We start from the raw sequence: 19,667 nt of genomic DNA on the forward strand, positions 1-19,667 counted from the left end.
GCCGCTCAAGCCCCCCGCACCTCCTCCGCCAACGCGAGCGCCTCCTGGGCCATCCGCGCCGTCGCCTCCAGGTCCGTCATCATCAGCGGTACCGCGCGGCAGCGGATGCCGGCGGCCTCCACGCGCTCCGCGGCGGCCGCGTCCACCGTGTCGACGAGCCAGCCGTCCAGCAGCCCCGAGCCGTAGTGCTCGGCCACCGCCGCGGCCGTGGACTCCACGCCGACCGCCGCGAGCACCTTGTCGGCCATCCCGCGCACGGGAGCGTCACCGATGATGGGGGACAGGCCCACCACCGGGACCCCGGCGTCCGCGATGGCCTCCCGGATGCCGGGGACCGCGAGGATCGTGCCGATGGAGACGACGGGGTTGGACGGCGGGAAGAGGATCACGTCCGCCTCTGCGATCGCCTCCAGGACACCCGGCGCGGGCTTCGCCTGCTCCGCGCCGACCGGCACGACCGCCTCGGCCGGGACGGAGGCGCGCAGCCGCACCCAGTACTCCTGGAAGTGGATCGCCTTGCGCTCGCCCGAGCCCGCGGCCGAGCCGCTGTCGGGCAGCGTGACGGCGACATGGGTCTCGACGCGGTCGTCCGACATGGGGATGAGCCGGACCCCCGGCTTCCAGCGGTCGCACAGCGCCTCCGTCACCGCACTCAGCGGGTAGCCCGCGCCCAGCATCTGGGTCCGCACGATGTGCGTGGCGAAGTCGCGGTCGCCGAGCCCGAACCACTCCGGCCCGACGCCGTACGCCGCGAGCTCCTCCTTGAGGTGGAAGGTCTCGTCGGCCCGGCCCCAGCCCTGTTCCTCGTTGATGCCGCCGCCGAGCGTGTACATCACCGTGTCGAGGTCCGGGCAGACCTTCAGCCCGAAGAGGTGGATGTCGTCGCCGGTGTTGCCGATGACGGTGATCTCCGCGTCGGGCACGGCCCGCTTCAGACCCCGCAGAAACCGGGCACCGCCGATGCCGCCTGCCAGAACCACAATGCGCATGGATGCAGTCTTGCAGGCGCCTACGACAACGCGTGACCCGGCGGTGACACCCGCGACGCAGCCCGGCACCGGGCGGGTCCCGACCCGCCGCCGGGCTCCCCCTCCGTCCGGGACCCCTCTTCCGTCCGGGGCTCTCAGGCCGTGACCGTGTCCACCGTGCCGCGCTCCGCCGCGCACGCCCTGGTGTGCATCGGCATCTCCGTCAGCCCGGGGAAGTAGACGTGCAGGCTGACCGCCGGTTCCAGCGCGTCGTTCACCACTTCGTGTACGTAGCCGGGTGCGAACACGCGCTGCGCCCCCGTGCGCAGTGCGCGCTTGCCACGCTCCGTGCGCTCCGTGAGTGCGCCGTGCAGGACGGTCAGTACGCCCGACGAGCGCCCGTGGTCGTGCAGCCCGCTGCCCTGCCCGGGCACCCAGGACAGCAGCCACACCTCGTAGCCGGGCCCGGTCTGCAGCCGGTGGTACCAGCGCGAGGTCGCGTCGTACCGGACCAGGTGCTCCCACCGGGAGCGGTCGGCGGCGATGGAGCGGGCGAGCCCGGCGAACTCGGCCACGGTGACCGGGTGCTCGCGCGGCGGCTGGAGCAGGTGCGGTACTTCCAGGATGTCGCCGGCGATCTGCAGGTCGCTGTCGCTGTTCATGGGTGCGGTGGTTCCTCGGCGGGAGAGTGCAGGGGTGGGGTGTCGCGTGCCCCGCCCGGGTCACGGGCACGGCGCGAGCCCTGGTGCGGGCGGAGGGAACTACAGCCGGGCCGTGTGGACCCGGGAGCGGCCGGAGCGCGGGGGAAGGCTCAACAGCCGGAACAGCAACAGCTACAGCGAGCGCGGGCAGCACCGTGTGACCCGGCGGTGCGGGTCTGGGTGAGTGCCGAGTTCGCGAACATGCCCACTAGGACATCGGTTCACACCTTTCCCTGTCAACTTGACGTCCGCCATGTGGGAGCTGTTTCACCTCATCCGGTTCATCGTGCAGAGGAAAGGTTTGTTCAGTGCAGTCGGGGGGACACATGGCGCACCGCCGGGCGCGTGGGCGTCGTTGCGATCTCGTGATCCGAATGTGATCCGGTTCGCTTCGGCGTGCGTGTCGGAACGAGATCGAACTGCTGGGCGTCCTTCTCGGTGAGGGGTCGCAGGGCCACCTGGACCCTCACAGGCTGTCAGGGTTTATGCCGATTTGAACACTTTCCGCATAGCCTTGGTTCCGCAGAGTGAATAAGGGGCTCAATAGCAGATCTCGGCTTGACTGGCCCGGATCGGCACACTTGTAATTTCACTCGTGTCGTTCAGCCGGATTCGGTAACGGCTACATCACGGGGACGCGAAAGACAGACGAGGGGCGCACATGACCGAGCTGGTGCAGCAACTGCTGGTCGACGACGCGGACGAGGAACTCGGCTGGCAGGAGCGCGCGCTGTGCGCCCAGACCGACCCCGAGTCCTTCTTTCCCGAGAAGGGCGGCTCCACCCGCGAGGCCAAGAAGGTCTGCCTCGCCTGTGAGGTCCGCTCCGAGTGCCTCGAGTACGCGCTCGCCAACGACGAGCGGTTCGGCATCTGGGGCGGCCTGTCCGAGCGTGAGCGTCGCCGTCTGAAGAAGGCCGCCGTCTGACGTCACTGCGGTCACCGTCGACACCGTCCCAAAAGAGTCGTTCAGGACGTCGTGGAGCAGTCGCATGCGGGCGTGGCGGCCGGTCCGGCCGGCGAGCGGTGAAAAGCCGCACATCCTTTCGTAACGAATGGCCCGTCGCAGGTGGGTTGTCCCCAGGCGACGGGCCGTGATCTTGTCCAGCCGTTAGTGTGGGCCTCCGTCCGAGACGTCCCGCGGCCCCCTCGGGGCACAGGCGTCCACGCAGTCCAACGAACCGGGGCCCGTACCTCGATGTCCGTGCACAGCCATACGGCGGTCCAACACGACCCGTCTCCACCAGAGTTCCCACGTCACGTGGTCACCGCGGTGCTCGTCGCCCACGACGGCGCCCGCTGGCTGCCCGACGCGCTCGCCGGGCTGCTCGGCCAGGAGCGCCCCGTGCAGAACGCCGTGGCGGCCGACACCGGCAGCGCGGACGACTCCGCCCAGCTGCTCACCGACGCCCTCGGCCCCGACCGCGTCCTGCACCTGGCCCGGCGCACCGGTTTCGGCCAGGCCGTCGAGGAGGTGAGCCGCTCCGCGCCCGTACCGACCCCGGACGACCTGCCCTACCTCAAGCGCCCGAGCGGCTGGGACCCCGTGACCCGCACCTGGCGGGACGAGGCCTACGACATGCCCGAGCTGCCGTACGGCGAGCCGGTGCAGTGGCTGTGGCTCCTGCACGACGACTGCGCCCCCGAACCGGGCGCACTGGCCGAGCTGTTGCGCGTCGTGGAGCACGAGGCCGAGCTGGGACGCGAGGTCGCCGTCGTCGGCCCCAAGCTCCGCGGCTGGTACGACCGCCGGCAGCTGCTCGAGGTCGGCGTCACCATCGCCAACTCCGGCCGTCGCTGGACCGGCCTGGACCGCCGTGAGCAGGACCAGGGCCAGCACGACCACGTCCGCCCGGTGCTGTCCGTGTCCACCGCCGGCATGCTGATCCGGTGGGATGTCTTCGAGCAGCTCGGCGGATTCGACCGGAACCTGCCGCTGATGCGTGACGACGTCGACCTGTGCTGGCGCGCCCAGGCCGCCGGCCACCGCGTCCTCGTCGCCCCCGACGCGGTCGTTCGCCACGCCGAGGCGGCCTCCCGCGAACGCCGAACCGTCGACTGCGTGGGCCGCACCGCGGCCTCCCCGCACAAGGTCGACAAGGCGGGCGCCGTCTACACCCTCCTCGTCAACGCCCGTTCCGCACAGCTGCCCTGGGTCCTGATCCGTCTGGTGCTCGGCACCCTGCTGCGCACGGTGGCGTACCTCGTCGGCAAGGTGCCCGGGCAGGCCGTCGACGAGATCCGCGGCCTGCTGGGGACGTTGCTGCGGCCCGAGCGGATCATCGCCGGACGCCGCGGGCGCGGCCGCCCGCAGGTCGACAAGGGCGAGCTGCGCGCGCTGTTCCCGCCGCCCGGAGCGACCGTCCGGGCCACCGTCGAACAGGTGGCGAGCAACCTGGTGGGCCGCTCCGACCCCGAGGTGTCCTCGGCCGGCCGGCACGGCGGCGGCCTGGAGTCCGGACCCGGAGGTGACGACGCCGACTTCCTGCAGGTCGAACAGTTCGCACGGCTCAAGCGCATCGCCCGCAAGCCCGGACCGGTGCTCTTCGGCGTCCTCCTGCTCTTCTCGCTCGTCGCCTGCCGCGCGCTGCTCGGCGGTGGCGCGCTCGCGGGCGGCGCGCTGCTGCCCGCGCCCGCCGACTCCTCCGAGCTGTGGTCGCGCTATCTCGACGCCTGGCATCCGGTGGGCGCCGGCGGCACGCACTCCGCGCCGCCCTATCTGGCACTCGTCGCCCTGCTCGCCTCGATGTTGTTCGGCTCCACCGGTCTCGCGGTCACGGTGCTGCTCGTCTGCTCGGTGCCGCTCGCCGGGTTCACCGCGTACTTCGCCTCGCGTCCCCTCGTCGAGTCGCGGCTGCTGCGCGCGTGGGCGTCCGTCGCCTACGCCTTCCTGCCCGCCGCCACCGGCGCCCTCGCCGGCGGCCGCATCGGCACCGCGGTCCTCGCGGTCCTGCTGCCGCTCATCGGGCGCGCGGGCATCGCGGCCAGTGGCCTCGCCCACACCTCCGGCGCGCGTGGCAGCTGGCGCGCCACCTGGGCCTACGCCCTCCTGCTGACGATCACCACCGCGTTCACGCCGATCGTGTGGCCGATCGCCCTGGTCCTGGGCCTCGCGCTGCTCGTCGTGCGCCGCAACGACATCGTCGCCCACGGTCTGCGCTTCCTCGCCCAGGTCGGCACCCCGCTGCTGCTGCTCGCTCCCTGGTCGCTGTCGCTGCTGCCGTTCGGCTTCTTCAAGGAGGCCGGTCTGGCGTACGGCGCGAGTGCGGCCTCCGCCTCCGACCTGCTCGGCGCCAGCCCGGGCGGACCGGGCACGGTCAGCGGGCTGATGCTCATCGGCGTCGTCCTCGCCGCGCTGGCCGCCCTGATGCGCGGCGAGCGCCAGGCCGCCGTCTGGACGGCGTGGGCGGCCGCCCTGGTGGCGCTCGTCTTCGCGGTCCTGTCCAACCGCTCCGCCTGGGCCGGACCCGCGACCCTCGTCTACGGCCTCGCGCTGCTGGCCGCGGCGGCGGTCGGTGCGGACGGCGCACGCGCACGCGTGGCCGAGCAGAGCTTCGGCTGGCGCCAGCCGGTCGCCGCGCTCATCGCGTTCGCGTCCGCGGCCGGTCCCCTGCTCATCGCAGCCGGCTGGATGATCCGCGGCGCGGACGGGCCGCTGGAGCGGCGCGACCCCGTGCAGGTGCCCGCGTTCGTCGCCGAGGAGAGCGGCACCAGTGACCAGGCCCGCACTCTGGTCCTCGACGGCGAGTCCACCGCGCGCGTGGGCTACACCCTGGTGCGCGGCTCCGGCGCCCGCCTCGGCGACGGTGAACTCGCCGCCGAGGACGGCGAGAACAGGCAGCTGGACAAGACCGTCGCCAACCTCGTCGCGGGTTCCGGCGCCGACCAGGCCGACGAACTGGGCGGCTTCGCCGTGCGCTACGTCCTGGTCCGCAAGGGCGCGCCCCGCGACATCAGCCGCGTGCTGGACGCCACGCCCGGCCTGACCCGGCTCAGCCAGCAGGACGGCAGCGCCCTGTGGCGCGTCGACCATGAGGTCTCCCGCGCCGCGATCGTCGGCGGCACGGGCGCGCCGCAGCCCGTCGCGGCCGGACCCGTGGAGATCCACACCACGATCCCCTCGGGCGGCGAGGGCCGCATCCTGCGGATCGCCGACACCGCCGACCCCGACTGGACCGCCACCCTGGACGGCAAGCCGCTCACCCCCACCACCATGGACGGCTGGGCCCAGGGCTTCCGACTGCCCGCCTCCGGCGGCACGTTGGACGTCACCTATGACACTCCGTTCGGCCACGCCGCCTGGCTGTGGGCGCAGGGCGCGCTCGCCGTCGTCCTGGTGGTGCTCGCCCTGCCCGGGCGCCGCCGTGACGTCGACGACGACCTCCCCGAGGAGCGGGTGGCGCCCGCGCAGGACACCACCGGCGAGGGCCGCCGCGCCCGCCGGCTGCGGGCGCAGGCCGAGGCGGAAGAACCCGCCCAGGACGCCGGCGCCCCGCCCGCCCCTCCGCAGGAGCCCCCCGCCGCCGACCCGCACCAGTCGGCGTACGGGGAGTGGGACACTGCGGGCTACGCGGACACCGGGTACGGCTCCTACGGCGGCGAGCACTACCAGGGCGTCCCCCAGCAGTACGCGCCGGGCGCCTACGAGCAACAGCCGTACCAGGCCGACCCACATCAGGGCGCCCAGTACGACCCGTACGCGTACGGCAACACGGCGCCGTACGACCCGACGTACACCCAGGGCTACGCCGCGCCGTACGACCCGGCGCACGGCACCGACAGTGAGCGCCCCGACGGGAGCCAGCAGTGAACCGCACGACCCTGTCCCTGATCGTCGGCGCGACCGCACTCGCCGCCGTCACCGGATTCGCGGCACTCGGCGCGCCGGCCGCCTCCGGCAACGACACCCCGAAGTCGGCCGCGCGGCTGCCGGTCGAGCAGACCCGGCTGCTGTGCCCCCAGCCGAGCAACTCGGACATCGCCGACACCTCGTACACGTCCTTCGCGCCGGTCGCGCAGGGCGCCGGCGGCAGTGGCAAGGCCCAACTGGCCGCGGCCGCCGAGCAGTCGGCGGACAGCACGGGCAACGGCAAGAGCGGCAAGGCGGGCAAGGGCAAGAAGCAGTCCGACGCGCCGACACCGACCCCCAAGCAGCCCGGCACCCCGGCCACCGGGGACGGCTCGGGCGCCGACACGCCCGCGCTGATCGGCACCGCCACGGGCAGGTTCGCGCCCGGCTGGACGGTCCAGGAGACCACCGCGGTCGCCGCCGGCTCCGGGCGCGGCCTGCTCGGCGTCAACTGCACCGCTCCCGACACCCAGTTCTGGTTCCCGGGTGCCAGCACCGCCGCCTCGCGCACCGACTACGTGCACCTGACCAACCCCGACGACTCCGCCGCGGTCGTCGACATCGAGCTGTACGGCAAGGACGGCAAACTGAAGTCGGCGGTCGGCGAGGGCATCACCGTCCAGCCGCACTCCAGCGAGCCGGTCCTGCTCTCCACGCTCACCGAGGCGAAGGAGAGCGACCTCACGGTCCACGTCAGCGTCCGCAGCGGCCGGGTCGGCGCCGCCGTGCAGGCCCTGGACGACAAGCTGGGCGGCGACTGGCTGCCCGCCTCCACGGACCCGGCGGCCTCCCTGGTGCTGCCCGGCATCCCCAAGGACGCCACCGACGTGCGCCTGGTCGCCTTCACGCCCGGTGACTCCGACGCCGACCTCAAGGTGCGCCTCGCCTCGCCCTCCGGGGAGATCACCCCGGCCGGGAACGAGACGATGCACGTGAAGGCCGGCATGACCACCGCAGTGGACCTCGGCGACATCACGCGGGGCGAGGCCGGCTCCCTGGTGCTGACGCCCACCGGCACCCCGGTCCCGGTGGTCGCCGCGCTGCGCGTGGTGCGGGGCAAGGGCGGCGGGCAGGAGTCGGCGTTCATCCCGGCCACCGCGCCGGTCGGCACGCGCGCGTCGGTCGCCGACAACAGGGCCAAGGGCACCACGCTCGCGCTGGCCGCACCGGGCGCTGCGGCCACCGTCAAGGTCACCGCGTCCGCGGGCAGCGAGGGCGGCACGGCCGTGACGAAGCAGTACACGATCAAGGGCGGCACGACGCAGGACGTGGACGCGCCCGTGCCGAGCGGCCTGAAGGGCACCTACGCGCTCACCGTGGAGACGCTCTCCGGCGGCCCCGTCTACGCGTCCCGCACCCTCCAGACGACCATCGAGGGCCTGTCGGCGTTCACCGTGCAGACCCTGCCCGACGACCGGGGCACGGTGGCCGTGCCGGAGGCGCGACAGGACCTGTCGGTGCTGCTGAAGAAGTGACGGAAGGAGAAGTGAGGGAAGGATCCGTCAGCGTGCGGAAGGAGCCGTGTGCGTGCGGGGCTCAGTCCTCGCCATAGCGCGGATCCACCGTCTCCGGTGTCAGGCCCAGCAGCTCCGCCACCTGCTCCACGACCACCTCGTGGACCAGGGCGGCACGCTCTTCGCGGCCCTTGGTGCGGATCTCGACCGGGCGTCGGTAGACCACGACGCGCGCACGGCGGCCGTCATGGGCCGGGAGGGTGCCTCCCAGAGGTACGGCCTCGTCGCTCCAGCCCGCGCCGGGGCCGTCCACGCGCGGCACCTCCAGAACCAGGAAGTCGATGTCGGCGAGCTGCGGCCAGCGCCGCTCCAGGCGTTCCACGGAGTCCTGCACCAGATCCGCGAACACCTCGGCACGGCTCGCGGAGAGCGGCACCTGGGGCGGCGCGACGGGGCCGCGCATGCCTCGCCCGTGGCGGTCACGGCGGCGGGGCCCGGGTGCGGCGGCGCGGGGCGGTACGGGGGTGTCCATCACTGAAAGAAGCGTAGTCCCCGCCGGGGCGCCACGCCCGGCCCCACGCGAACCCACGCCGCTTCCTCCGCGCCCCTCCGTCCGCTCGCCCCGGGCGGTCGGGCCGGGCGAGCGGAGGCCACACGGCATGTCACCGGATGACCATTCCAGCCAAGCTTGGGCTCGATTCCGTACCCTCCGAGACCGTCGAGCTCATGAACTTTGACGAGGTTTGTACCAAGTGGTGACCGGTTTCAGAGCCGCCCGGTATCCCGTCATGGGCTGTCCACGCAGGTCAGCCAGGCGGCCCCGAATGGGGGTGTGGGGTGTTTCACAGCACGACACGGTGGAGTGACCTGGGGGAGAGTCGTCGCGGCCCGCTCAAGAGTGCGGTACCGTCCAACGTCGTGAGCCCTGTACGTCGCTGTTCGCGCACCGCTTGCGGCCGACCCGCCGTCGCGACGCTGACGTACGTCTACGCCGACTCGACCGCTGTCCTCGGCCCGCTCGCCACCTACGCCGAACCCCACTGCTACGACCTGTGCGCCGAGCACTCCGAGCGTCTCACCGCCCCGCGCGGCTGGGAGGTCGTCCGGCTGCTGGACGGCTCGGCCCCCGCCCGCCCGAGCGGCGACGACCTGGAAGCGCTGGCCAACGCGGTCCGCGAGGCGGCCCGCCCGCACCAGCGCGCGGCCGAGGCGGGCGGCGGCAGCGCCCGTACGGCCGACCCGATGGAGGTCGCACGCCGCGGCCATCTGCGGGTCCTGCGCTCCCCCGACAACTGAGCGTCCACGCCTCCTTGTCACTCCCCCTCTCGTGTTCCCTTCCACCTTCCGATCGCACACGCTGCCCCCGTCAGGTGCGGTCCTGCGGACCCATGTGCCGGTGATATCCGGTATGAACTCCGTCCGAACTGTTCGTCGGATTCCAGGGCCCCCGGCTGGGCACCGGCCCCAGCAGGTAATTTGGGGGCACCGTTGAGAACTCAGGAGGGTTGGCCGTGGCTGCTGATCTGTCGCAGATCGTGAAGGCGTACGACGTACGCGGGGTGGTCCCGGACCAGTGGGACGAGACGCTGGCCGAGCTGTTCGGCGCGGCTTTCGCCCAGGTGACCGGTGCGGACGCGATCGTGATCGGCCACGACATGCGGCCCTCGTCCCCGGGCCTGGCGGACGCCTTCGCGCGCGGAGCCGCCGGACGCGGTGCCGACGTCACGGAGATCGGCCTGTGCTCGACGGACCAGCTGTACTACGCGTCGGGCGCGCTGAACCTGCCGGGCGCCATGTTCACCGCCTCGCACAACCCGGCGAAGTACAACGGCATCAAGATGTGCCGCGCGGGCGCCGCACCCGTGGGCCAGGACACGGGCCTCGCGGAGATCCGCGCCCTGGTCGAGGAGTGGCTGGACGGGGAAGCGCCGCAGCCCGTGGAGACGCCGGGCACGATCACCCAGCGCGACACGCTGGACGACTACGCGGCGTACCTGCGCTCGCTCGCCGACCTGACCTCCATCCGCCGGCTGAAGGTCGTCGTCGACGCCGGCAACGGCATGGGCGGCCACACCGTGCCGACCGTCCTCGCCGGACTGCCCGTCGACCTGGTCCCGATGTACTTCGAGCTGGACGGCACCTTCCCCAACCACGAGGCCAACCCGCTCGACCCGAAGAACATCGTCGACCTGCAGGAGCGGGTGCGCGAAGAGGGCGCCGACATCGGCATCGCCTTCGACGGCGACGCGGACCGCTGCTTCGTCGTCGACGAGCACGGCGACCCGGTCACCCCGTCCGCGATCACCGCGCTGGTCGCCGCCCGGGAACTGGCCAAGCACGGCGGCAAGGGCACGATCATCCACAACCTGATCACGTCCTGGTCGGTGCCCGAGGTCGTCCGGGAGCACGGCGGCACGCCGGCCCGCACCCGCGTGGGCCACTCCTTCATCAAGGCCGAGATGGCCCGCACCGGCGCGATCTTCGGCGGCGAGCACTCCGCGCACTACTACTTCAAGGACTTCTGGAACGCCGACACGGGCATGCTGGCCGCGCTCCACGTCCTCGCGGCCCTCGGCGGCCAGGAGGGCCCGCTCTCCGAGCTCGTGGCCGAGTACGACCGCTATGTGGGCTCCGGCGAGATCAACTCCACGGTCGACGACCAGAAGGGCCGCCTCGCCGCCATCAGGGCCGCCTACGAGGGCCGCGAGGGCGTCGAACTGGACGAGCTGGACGGCCTGACCGTCTCCTCCGCCGACTGGTGGTTCAACGTCCGACCCTCCAACACCGAACCGCTCCTGCGCCTGAACGCCGAGGCGAGGGACGAGGTGACCATGGCGAAGATCCGGGACGAGGCGCTGGAGATCATCCGGGCCTGACGCTCCACCACACGCCGCGCCGGGCGGGGCGGGGCGCACGACAGCGCCCGCCCCGCCCAACCCCCCGCACGCCGCCGCCCGCAGCGGTAGTCTGACCAGGCCAAGCGCACCAGCCCGAAGGGACCCGTCATGCCGCTCGAAGCCGGCCTCCTCGAGATCCTCGCCTGCCCGGCGTGCCACGCACCACTCAAGGAGGAGGACAACGAGCTGGTCTGCACCGGCCAGGACTGCGGCCTCGCCTACCCCGTCCGGGACGGCATCCCGGTCCTGCTCGTCGACGAAGCCCGCCGCCCCGCCTGACGCACCGGCGATCGGAGGCTGCCGCCCATGCTCGACGAATCGCTGCTCGACGACCCCGAGGCGCTGGCGCGCGCCGACCGACGCGGACTGCTCCGCGGTGCCGCCGAGGCAGGCGCCCGGGTCCGCACGGCCGTGCGGTTCGCCGCCGAGGCGGGGGTCACCGACCTGAGGCCCGACGGCCGGCCCCGAGCCGTGCTCATCGCGGGCCCCGGCACCGCCTCCGTGGGCGTCGCCGAACTCCTCGGCACCCTCGCCGGCGCCGCCTGCCCGGTCGTCCGCATCCACCCCACCGGCGTCGCCCCCGCCGCCGGCGCGCTGCGCTGGGAGCTGCCCGGCTGGGCCGGGCCCGTCGACCTGCTGCTCATCGCCACCCCCGACGGCTCCGAACCCGGCCTCGGCATCCTGGTCGAGCAGGCCTACCGCCGCGGCTGCACCGTCGTCTCCGTGGCACCCGCCCGCTCCCCGATCACGGAGGCGGTGACGGCCGCTCACGGCCTGTTCGTGCCCATGGCGACCGCCCCGTACGAGCAGGAGGAACCCCTCGCCGCCTCCGCGCCCGGCGTCCTGTGGGCCCTGCTCACCCCGCTGCTCGCCCTCCTGGACCGCACCGGCCTGCTCTCCGCGCCGCCCGACGTCCTTCAGAAGGTCGCCGACCGCCTCGACCAGGTCGCCGAACGCTGCGGCCCGGCCATCGCCACCTACAGCAACCCCGCCAAGAACCTCGCCGCCGAACTCGCCGAAGCGCTCCCGGTGATCTGGACGGAAGGCGTCTCCGCAGCACCCGCCGGCCGCCGCTTCGCCGCCGCGCTCGCCGAGCTGGCCGGCCGTCCCGCGCTCACCGCCCAGCTGCCCGAGGCACTCGCCGCGCACGGCGTGCTGCTCTCCGGCCCGCTCGCCGCGGGCGCCGACCCCGACGACTTCTTCCGCGACCGCGTCGAGGAGGCACAAGCCCTCCACGCGCGCGTGGTGCTTCTGCGCGACCGTCCCATCGGCGGCCTCAGCGCCGCCCCCGTCGCCCGAGAGCTGGTCCTCAGCCACGACACGGCGATCAGCGAACTCGAACCCGAGGACGGCGACGAACTGGAGACCCTCGCAGAACTGATCGCCCTCACGGATTTCGCCGCCGTTTACGTGGCGCTCGCTTCCGGGGCCTGACCTGGCGTTGTCACCGGAAAGGTCCACCACAGACCTGTCCGGCCACAGCACTAGGCTCACACCATCTGACCAGCGCGCATCGGCCGACCCGTGCAGAGCGGTGCCGACCGGGAGCGTACGTACGGAGACGAAGAAAACTCATGGATCGCCTCGACAACACCATCCGCCCCTACGCCTGGGGTTCGACCACCGCCATCCCCCGGCTCCTCGGCGTGGAGCCGACCGGTGAGCCGCAGGCGGAGATGTGGATGGGCGCCCACCCCGGCGCACCCTCGCGCACCCCGCGCGGCCCCCTCAACGAGGTGATCGACAAGGCTCCGGAAAGCGAACTGGGGCAGCGGACGGTCGCCCGTTTCGGTCCCCGGCTGCCGTTCCTGCTGAAGATCCTCGCCGCCGGCGCCCCGCTCTCCCTCCAGGTCCACCCCGACCTGGAGCAGGCGAAGGAGGGCTACGCCGACGAGGAGCGCCGCGGCATCCCCGTCGACGCGCCCCACCGCAACTACAAGGACGCCAACCACAAGCCCGAACTGATCTGCGCCCTCACCGAGTTCGACGGCCTGTGCGGCTTCCGCGCCCCCGACGCCGCCGCCGACCTGCTGGCCGGCCTCGACGTCGACTCCCTCAAACCGTACGTCGACGTGCTGCACGCCCACCCCGAAGACGCCGCCCTGCGCGAGGTCCTCACCGCCGTGCTGAGCGCCGACCCCGAGAAGATGACCCACACGGTCACCGAGGCGGCGGCCGCCTGCGCCCGCCTCGGCGGCGCCTACGCCCCGTACGCCGACATCGCCCACCACTACCCCGGCGACCCCGGCGTGATCGCCGCGATGCTGCTCAACCATGTCCGGCTCCAGCCCGGCGAGGCGCTCTACCTCGGCGCGGGTGTCCCGCACGCCTATCTGAGCGGCCTCGGCGTCGAGATCATGGCCAACTCCGACAACGTCCTGCGCTGCGGCCTGACCCCCAAGCACGTCGACGTCCCCGAACTGCTGCGGATCGTCCGCTTCGAGGCGAGCGACCCCGGTGTCCTGCGCCCCGAGGCCTCCGCGGACGGCGAGGAGGTCTACGAGACCCCGATCGACGAGTTCCGCCTGTCCCGGTACGTGGTGACCGAGGGCGCCGCCCCGCACGACCTCACGCGCACGACCCCGCAGATCCTGCTGTGCACGGCCGGTTCCGTCCGAGCGGGGGACCAGGTGCTCGCGCCCGGCGAATCGGTGTTCGTACCGGCGGAGGACAAGGCCGAGGTGTCCGGGGCTGGCACGGTCTTCCGGGCCACGGTCGCCGCCTGACGCCGCCGCCCGACCCCCGGGCCGGGCGCCGGTCGCGGTCCCGGCCCGGCGCACCGCTGTCGGAGCCTGCTGCAACAATGGCCCACCGGCAAAGGACGGGCAAAGCCTCGGACGGCGTACGGTACGTACGCACGTCCCGGGCGCGACGGCTACGAAGGGACAACGCGAACACATGAGCGCGTCAGGCGGCAACAGGGCGATCGTGGCGGCACTCGGCGCCAACCTCGCGATCGCGGCATCGAAGTTCGTCGCGTTCGCCTTCAGCGGCTCATCGTCGATGCTCGCGGAGGGCGTCCACTCGATCGCCGACTCCGGCAACCAGTTCCTGCTGCTGATCGGCGGCAAGCGCGCCCGGCGCGAGGCGACCCCGCAGCACCCGTTCGGCTACGGCCGCGAGCGGTTCATCTACGCCTTCCTCGTCTCGATCGTCCTGTTCTCCATCGGCGGCATGTTCGCCATCTACGAGGGCTACGAGAAGATCCGGCACCCGCACGCGCTCGAGAACTGGTACTGGCCGGTGGGTGTCCTCGTCTTCGCGGTCATCGCCGAGGGCTTCTCCTTCCGCACGGCGATAAAGGAGTCCAACGAACTGCGCGGCAAGCTCTCCTGGGCGCAGTTCATCCGCCGGGCCAAGGCCCCGGAGTTGCCGGTCGTCCTCCTGGAGGACTTCGGCGCGCTCATCGGTCTGGTCCTCGCCCTCGGTGGCGTCGGCCTCGCCCTGCTCACCGGCGACGGCGTCTGGGACGGCATCGGCACCGTCTGCATCGGTGTCCTCCTCGTCCTGATCGCCCTGGTCCTCGCCGCAGAGACCAAGTCCCTCCTCCTCGGCGAGGCCGCGGGCGGCGACGTGGTCAAGCAGATCGAGGCGGCGATCGTCGACGGCGAGACGGTCACCGGCCTCATCCACATGCGCACACTCCACCTGGGCCCCGAGGAACTGCTGATCGCCGCCAAGATCGCCGTGCAGCACGACGACACGGCGGCCCAGGTCGCCTCCGCGATCAACGCCGCCGAAGCCCGCATCCGCGCCGCCGTCTCCATCGCCCGCGTCATCTACCTGGAGCCGGACATCTACAGCGAGGCCGAGGCCGCCAAGGGTCCGGACCCCGAGGCGACGCCCGGCGGCCCGGGACCGAGCACCGGTCACTGATCACACCGCCGAGCCATGACGACCCCGTGACGGCCTCGATCACACGGCCCGCTGCGGTGCTGCCGGCCGCAGGCAGTCGGGCGTCTTCCGAGGCGGACTGGGGACGGCTGGGTCCTCCGGTGTAGCTTGGAACGGAGCCAGACGTCGCTGCTGATGGCGGTCGGGCGGTCCAGGACGGGCCGACCGAGGGAGAGAGGGCCTCCGACGGACTGCGCTGCGCGCACGTGGGCATGCCTGTGTCCTCTTTCGGGCACCCCTGTGCCCGCCGCCGCGCAGACCAGCCGTACCCACCTCGACCCAACCCCGAGGAGCAGCTCGCAATGACGACTGTCGAGAACCGACAGGACTTCAAGGTCGCCGACCTCTCGCTGGCCGAGTTCGGCCGCAAGGAGATCACCCTCGCCGAGCACGAGATGCCCGGCCTGATGGCGATCCGCAAGGAGTACGCCGAGGCGCAGCCCCTGGCCGGCGCCCGCATCACCGGCTCCCTGCACATGACCGTCCAGACCGCCGTCCTCATCGAGACCCTCGCCGCTCTCGGCGCGCAGGTCCGCTGGGCGTCCTGCAACATCTTCTCCACCCAGGACCACGCGGCCGCCGCCATCGCCGTCGGCCCGAACGGCACCCCAGACAGCCCGCAGGGCATTCCCGTCTTCGCTTGGAAGGGCGAGACGCTCGAGGAGTACTGGTGGTGCACGGAGCAGGCGCTCACCTGGCCGAACAGCCCCACCGGCGGCCCGAACATGATCCTCGACGACGGCGGTGACGCCACCCTCCTCGTCCACAAGGGCGTCGAGTACGAGAAGGACGGCAAGGTCCCCTCGCCCGACACCGCCGAGTCCGACGAACACCGCGTCATCCTCCAGCTGCTCACCCGCACCCTGGCGGAGAACCCCCAGAAGTGGACCCAGCTGGCGTCCGAGATCCGCGGCGTGACCGAGGAGACCACGACCGGCGTCCACCGCCTGTACGAGATGCAGCGCGAGGGCACCCTCCTGTTCCCGGCGATCAACGTCAACGACGCGGTCACCAAGTCGAAGTTCGACAACAAGTACGGCTGCCGCCACTCGCTGATCGACGGCATCAACCGCGCCACGGACACCCTCATCGGCGGCAAGACCGCGGTCGTCTGCGGCTACGGCGACGTGGGCAAGGGCTGCGCGGAGTCACTGCGCGGACAGGGCGCCCGCGTGATCGTCACCGAGATCGACCCGATCTGCGCGCTGCAGGCCGCCATGGACGGCTACCAGGTCACGACCCTGGACGAGGTCATCGACAAGGCCGACATCTTCGTCACCACGACCGGCAACAAGGACATCATCATGGCCAGTGACATGGCCAAGATGAAGCACCAGGCGATCGTCGGCAACATCGGCCACTTCGACAACGAGATCGACATGGCCGGCCTCGCCAAGGTCCCGGGCATCGTCAAGGACGAGGTCAAGCCGCAGGTCCACACCTGGACCTTCCCCGACGGCAAGAAGATCATCGTGCTCTCCGAGGGCCGCCTGCTGAACCTGGGCAACGCCACCGGTCACCCGTCGTTCGTGATGTCCAACTCCTTCGCGGACCAGACCCTGGCCCAGATCGAGCTGTTCACCAAGCCCGACGCGTACCCGACCGGCGTCTACGTGCTGCCCAAGCACCTCGACGAGAAGGTCGCCCGCCTCCACCTGGACGCGCTCGGAGTGAAGCTCACCAAGCTCCGCCCCGAGCAGGCGGCGTACATCGGCGTCGAGGTCGAGGGCCCGTACAAGCCGGACCACTACCGCTACTGACCGAGCCGCGGTCCCAAGGCAGGCCCCCGCACCCCCGTGCCGGGGGCCTGTCCCCTTTCCAGACCACTGGGCCCTTCCGGACCACTGGGCGGACCGGCCCCGTCAAGCCCCAGGACCCTCATGCCCCGCGGCCGATATTCGCTTCACGACCCGCACGACCAGACCCTCCTCGCCCAAGAACACTTCCAGTGCGCGCCGGGCCCCACCGGCTGGCGCTATGTCTCCCGACTGACCACCCCCTCCGGCGATCACGCAGGCTCCGTCGACCTCGCCCTCGACGAGCTCGGCCGCCCCATCCGCCTCGAACTCCATGCCGCGAGCTGGCAGGTGCGGGGCGCCGCCCTGGACGGCGTCACCTGGGTCCGCACCGACCCCACCGGCACCCATGCCACCGAAGGCAATGTCCGCGCCCACGCCTTCACCGGCACATCCCCCGCTTTCCTCGTCGCCACCGCCCGTCTGCTGCGCCTCACCCCCGCTTCCTCCGCGACGCGCGTACGCCTCGTCGCCTTCACCGATCCGGTCCTCGCCCCCCGCACCGTGGACCAGTCCTGGGCCCTGATCGCAAGAGAAGCACACACCACTGACAACACCCCCCTCGTCGTGGACGAATACCAGGTCACAGCCCTCGACACGGGTGAGCGGCACACCGTCCACATCGCAGGAGACGTGGTGCTGGCGGCACCGGGCATCGAGCTGGAGGACCTCCAGTCACCGCCGTCGGTGTTCCGGTGACAGCGACCCGGCGGTGACCGCGGTTACGCGGGCGGCGCGAAGCCGGTGGAGGGCCGAGCCGGCGGTTCGGGGTGTGCGGGCCGCGTGGGTTGCGCCGGTGCCGACTGCGGGTCCTGCGGGGCGACGAGCGGGGCCCGGGGCGGGGCGTAGGGCTGCCGAGGTGTGACGCCGGTCTGAGGACCCCCCTCGGCGGCCTCCACGGTTCCCCAGCCGCCGGAGACCCGCCGGGCCTCCCGGGCCTGCCGTTCCTGCACCACCGCTGCCAGATAAGCGGCCGGCGGCACCCCGGGCGGTGTCGGCACGCCCGTACGAGCCGCGAGGTCCACGGCGAGACGTTCCGCCATCGTCCAGCCCACCTGCGGATCCAGCTGGTGCATCCGGGTCAGGTACTGCCGGACCGCCAGCCACAGCCCGTCCGGAACGGCCGAGAGGTCGAGCGCGGAGAACCGTCCGGCCAGCCACGGGGGCGGCGGAGGCACGAAGGACGCACGGCCGGCGGGCACCCGCTCGCGTACGACGAGCGTGCCCGCGAACACGTCACCGAGCCGCCGCCCCCGTGCCGAAACGAGCGAGGCGATGCACGCCACGACCCCGAAGGTCATGAGGATCTCGACCACACCGACCGCGCCCCGTACCAACGCGTGCCGGAACCGGATCGGCCCCCCGTCGTCCCGCACCACCCGCAGCCCGCACGCCAGCTTGCCCAGCGAACGTCCGTGACTCAGCGTCTCCACCGCGATCGGACCACCCACCAGCACGAGGACGAAGGCGGCGATCGACACCGCCATCTGCGCGGCCTCGTCCAGGCCGGACGTGGCCGCCACCAGAGCGATCACCACAAGGACGTAGGCGACCACGGCCACCACCAGGTCGAGCAACACGGCCAGCGCCCGGCTCGGCAGCCTCGCGGGGCGCAGCTCCAGCGCCACCGCCTCACCAGTCACTAGCTCACTCACGCCGACCGTCCTTCCCCTGACCCTCCCCGGAGTACGACAGTCTGCCAAGCTGAGGGCACATCGCGCCGCAGTACGAGGAGCAGCCCATCCATGGACCTCGACGTGTTCGTGTCCACCCACCGCGCCGAGTGGGACCGCCTCGAGGCCCTGCTGCGCCGCCGGCGCCGCCTCACCGGAGCCGAGGCGGACGAACTCGTCGCCCTCTACCAGCGCACCGCCACCCATCTCTCGCTGATCCAGTCCAGCGCACCCGACCCCCAGCTCACCGGCCGGCTCAGTCAACTGGTGGCACGCGCGCGCAGCGCCGTGACGGGTACGCGGCGCGCCTCGTGGCGCGATGTCACGCGCTTCCTCACGCACGGTTTCCCCGCCGCCGTCTACCGTTCGCGCCGCTGGTGGATACCCACGGCACTGCTCTCCACGGTGGTGGCGGTGCTCCTGGGGTGGTGGATAGGCACCCACCCGAACGTCCAGGCATCGATCGCGGCCCCCAGCGAACTTCGCGAGCTGACACGCCCCGGCGGCGAGTACGAGACGTACTACTCCAGCCATCCCGCCGCCGCGTTCGCCGCCCAGGTGTGGACGAACAACGCCCGAGCCGCAGCGATGTGCCTGGTCCTGGGCATCTTCCTGGGTCTTCCGGTGTTGTGGATCCTCTTCGAGAACATGCTGAACCTGGGGGTCGGCATCGGCCTGATGTCCTCGGCCGGCCGCCTCGACACCTTCCTTGGCCTGATCCTCCCCCACGGGCTGCTGGAACTGACGGCCGTCTTCGTGGCCGCCGGAACAGGGCTGCGACTGGGCTGGACGCTCATCGACCCGGGGCCCCGGACCCGCCGCATCGCCCTTGCCGAGGAGGGCAGGGCCGCCTTGGGCATGGCCATCGGACTGACGCTGGTCCTGTTCGTCTCGGGCGCCATCGAGGGGTTCGTGACCCCCTCCGGCCTTCCCACCTGGGCCCGGATCGCGATCGGCATCGCCGCTGAGCTGGCCTTTCTCGCGTACGTCTATGTCCTCGGCGGACGCGCCGCCCGGGCCGGGGACACCGGGGACGTGGAGGCGGACGAGCGCAGCGCGACCGTTCCGACGGCAGCGTGACCCGGACGGCCCCTCCGGATGTGCGTCATCCGGTGCCGGCCTGCTAATCTCCTCTTCGCCCCACGGGACCTGTTGACACGGGTGGCGTGGGGAGGTAGATTCAGACAGTTGCCTGGAGGTGGAGGTATCCACCCACAACAGGAACAGTGAGCATCTGCCGGGCTCTCGGGGCGATCAGTTTCGAGAAGCCTTTCCGATTGATTCAGAAGTGGTCGGCGGTCAGTCCGCCCCAAAACCTCTGATAAAGTCGGGACCGCCGGAAGGGGAAACGCGAGAGCGGGAACCTGGAAAGGCGCCGAGGAAATCGGATCGGAAAGATCTGATAGAGTCGGAAACACCGAAGGGAAGCGCCCGGAGG

16 protein-coding genes are annotated in these 19,667 nt (G+C 72.0%); 12 read left to right on the forward strand and 4 right to left on the reverse strand.

Annotated elements, in window-relative coordinates:
* Positions 1–5: 5 nt before the first annotated feature.
* Together cofD and ACZ7L1_RS32780 are read right to left on the reverse strand one after the other, a co-directional pair.
* On the reverse strand, positions 6–989 hold the full coding sequence (gene cofD, locus ACZ7L1_RS32775) for a 2-phospho-L-lactate transferase (protein ID WP_471442394.1): 984 nt from the start codon (positions 987–989) through the stop codon (positions 6–8).
* Positions 990–1,123: 134 nt separating this feature from the next.
* Positions 1,124–1,630, reverse strand: coding sequence for a cysteine dioxygenase (locus tag ACZ7L1_RS32780; RefSeq protein ID WP_471442396.1), 507 nt, complete (start codon positions 1,628–1,630; stop codon positions 1,124–1,126).
* Positions 1,631–2,330: 700 nt separating this feature from the next.
* Here ACZ7L1_RS32780 and ACZ7L1_RS32785 point away from each other — a divergent pair.
* The 3 genes from ACZ7L1_RS32785 (at position 2,331) to ACZ7L1_RS32795 (ending at position 7,990) form a co-directional block, all read left to right on the forward strand.
* The gene (locus ACZ7L1_RS32785; protein ID WP_003975777.1) at positions 2,331–2,594 is read left to right on the forward strand and encodes a WhiB family transcriptional regulator; all 264 of its coding nucleotides are present in this window, start codon (positions 2,331–2,333) and stop codon (positions 2,592–2,594) included.
* Positions 2,595–2,864: 270 nt separating this feature from the next.
* Positions 2,865–6,476, forward strand: a complete 3,612-nt coding sequence (locus tag ACZ7L1_RS32790) for a glycosyltransferase family 2 protein (protein WP_471442398.1) — start codon at positions 2,865–2,867, stop codon at positions 6,474–6,476.
* Positions 6,473–7,990 (forward strand): DUF5719 family protein, encoded by a 1,518-nt coding sequence (locus ACZ7L1_RS32795; protein ID WP_471442400.1) that lies wholly within the window; start codon positions 6,473–6,475, stop codon positions 7,988–7,990. The genes ACZ7L1_RS32790 and ACZ7L1_RS32795 overlap by 4 nt, the downstream gene beginning before the upstream one ends.
* 61 nt (positions 7,991–8,051) lie before the next feature.
* On the opposite strand, the gene ACZ7L1_RS32800 is transcribed toward ACZ7L1_RS32795, so the two are convergent.
* On the reverse strand, positions 8,052–8,501 hold the full coding sequence (locus ACZ7L1_RS32800; RefSeq protein ID WP_471442430.1) for a metallopeptidase family protein: 450 nt from the start codon (positions 8,499–8,501) through the stop codon (positions 8,052–8,054).
* A gap of 386 nt (positions 8,502–8,887) precedes the next feature.
* On the opposite strand from ACZ7L1_RS32800, the gene ACZ7L1_RS32805 reads away from it, so the two are divergent.
* The 8 genes from ACZ7L1_RS32805 (at position 8,888) to ACZ7L1_RS32840 (ending at position 17,255) form a co-directional block, all read left to right on the forward strand.
* Positions 8,888–9,265, forward strand: coding sequence for a DUF3499 domain-containing protein (locus ACZ7L1_RS32805; protein ID WP_471442402.1), 378 nt, complete (start codon positions 8,888–8,890; stop codon positions 9,263–9,265).
* A gap of 215 nt (positions 9,266–9,480) precedes the next feature.
* The gene (locus tag ACZ7L1_RS32810) at positions 9,481–10,845 is read left to right on the forward strand and encodes a phosphomannomutase/phosphoglucomutase (protein ID WP_471442404.1); all 1,365 of its coding nucleotides are present in this window, start codon (positions 9,481–9,483) and stop codon (positions 10,843–10,845) included.
* Positions 10,846–10,974: 129 nt separating this feature from the next.
* On the forward strand, positions 10,975–11,145 hold the full coding sequence (locus tag ACZ7L1_RS32815; protein ID WP_471442406.1) for a Trm112 family protein: 171 nt from the start codon (positions 10,975–10,977) through the stop codon (positions 11,143–11,145).
* A 27-nt stretch (positions 11,146–11,172) separates the two neighbouring features.
* The gene (locus ACZ7L1_RS32820) at positions 11,173–12,300 is read left to right on the forward strand and encodes an SIS domain-containing protein (RefSeq protein WP_471442408.1); all 1,128 of its coding nucleotides are present in this window, start codon (positions 11,173–11,175) and stop codon (positions 12,298–12,300) included.
* 140 nt (positions 12,301–12,440) lie between these two features.
* Complete coding sequence (manA, locus tag ACZ7L1_RS32825; protein WP_471442410.1) at positions 12,441–13,592, forward strand: mannose-6-phosphate isomerase, class I; 1,152 nt, start codon at positions 12,441–12,443, stop codon at positions 13,590–13,592.
* Between the two features lie 172 nt (positions 13,593–13,764).
* The gene (locus ACZ7L1_RS32830; RefSeq protein ID WP_471442412.1) at positions 13,765–14,742 is read left to right on the forward strand and encodes a cation diffusion facilitator family transporter; all 978 of its coding nucleotides are present in this window, start codon (positions 13,765–13,767) and stop codon (positions 14,740–14,742) included.
* Between the two features lie 320 nt (positions 14,743–15,062).
* The gene (gene ahcY / locus ACZ7L1_RS32835; protein ID WP_471442414.1) at positions 15,063–16,520 is read left to right on the forward strand and encodes an adenosylhomocysteinase; all 1,458 of its coding nucleotides are present in this window, start codon (positions 15,063–15,065) and stop codon (positions 16,518–16,520) included.
* 120 nt (positions 16,521–16,640) lie between these two features.
* Positions 16,641–17,255, forward strand: coding sequence for a hypothetical protein (locus ACZ7L1_RS32840; protein ID WP_471442416.1), 615 nt, complete (start codon positions 16,641–16,643; stop codon positions 17,253–17,255).
* A gap of 23 nt (positions 17,256–17,278) precedes the next feature.
* Here the strand turns inward: ACZ7L1_RS32840 and ACZ7L1_RS32845 are convergent, their stop codons facing one another.
* Positions 17,279–18,211, reverse strand: coding sequence for an RDD family protein (locus tag ACZ7L1_RS32845; RefSeq protein WP_471442418.1), 933 nt, complete (start codon positions 18,209–18,211; stop codon positions 17,279–17,281).
* Positions 18,212–18,301: 90 nt separating this feature from the next.
* Between ACZ7L1_RS32845 and ACZ7L1_RS32850 the strand changes: the two genes are divergently transcribed.
* Entirely contained in the window at positions 18,302–19,309 is a 1,008-nt protein-coding gene (locus tag ACZ7L1_RS32850; RefSeq protein ID WP_471442420.1) for a stage II sporulation protein M, read from the forward strand.
* Positions 19,310–19,667 lie beyond the last annotated feature (358 nt).

The sequence above is a fragment of the Streptomyces sp. NPDC107546 genome, from assembly GCF_055639175.1.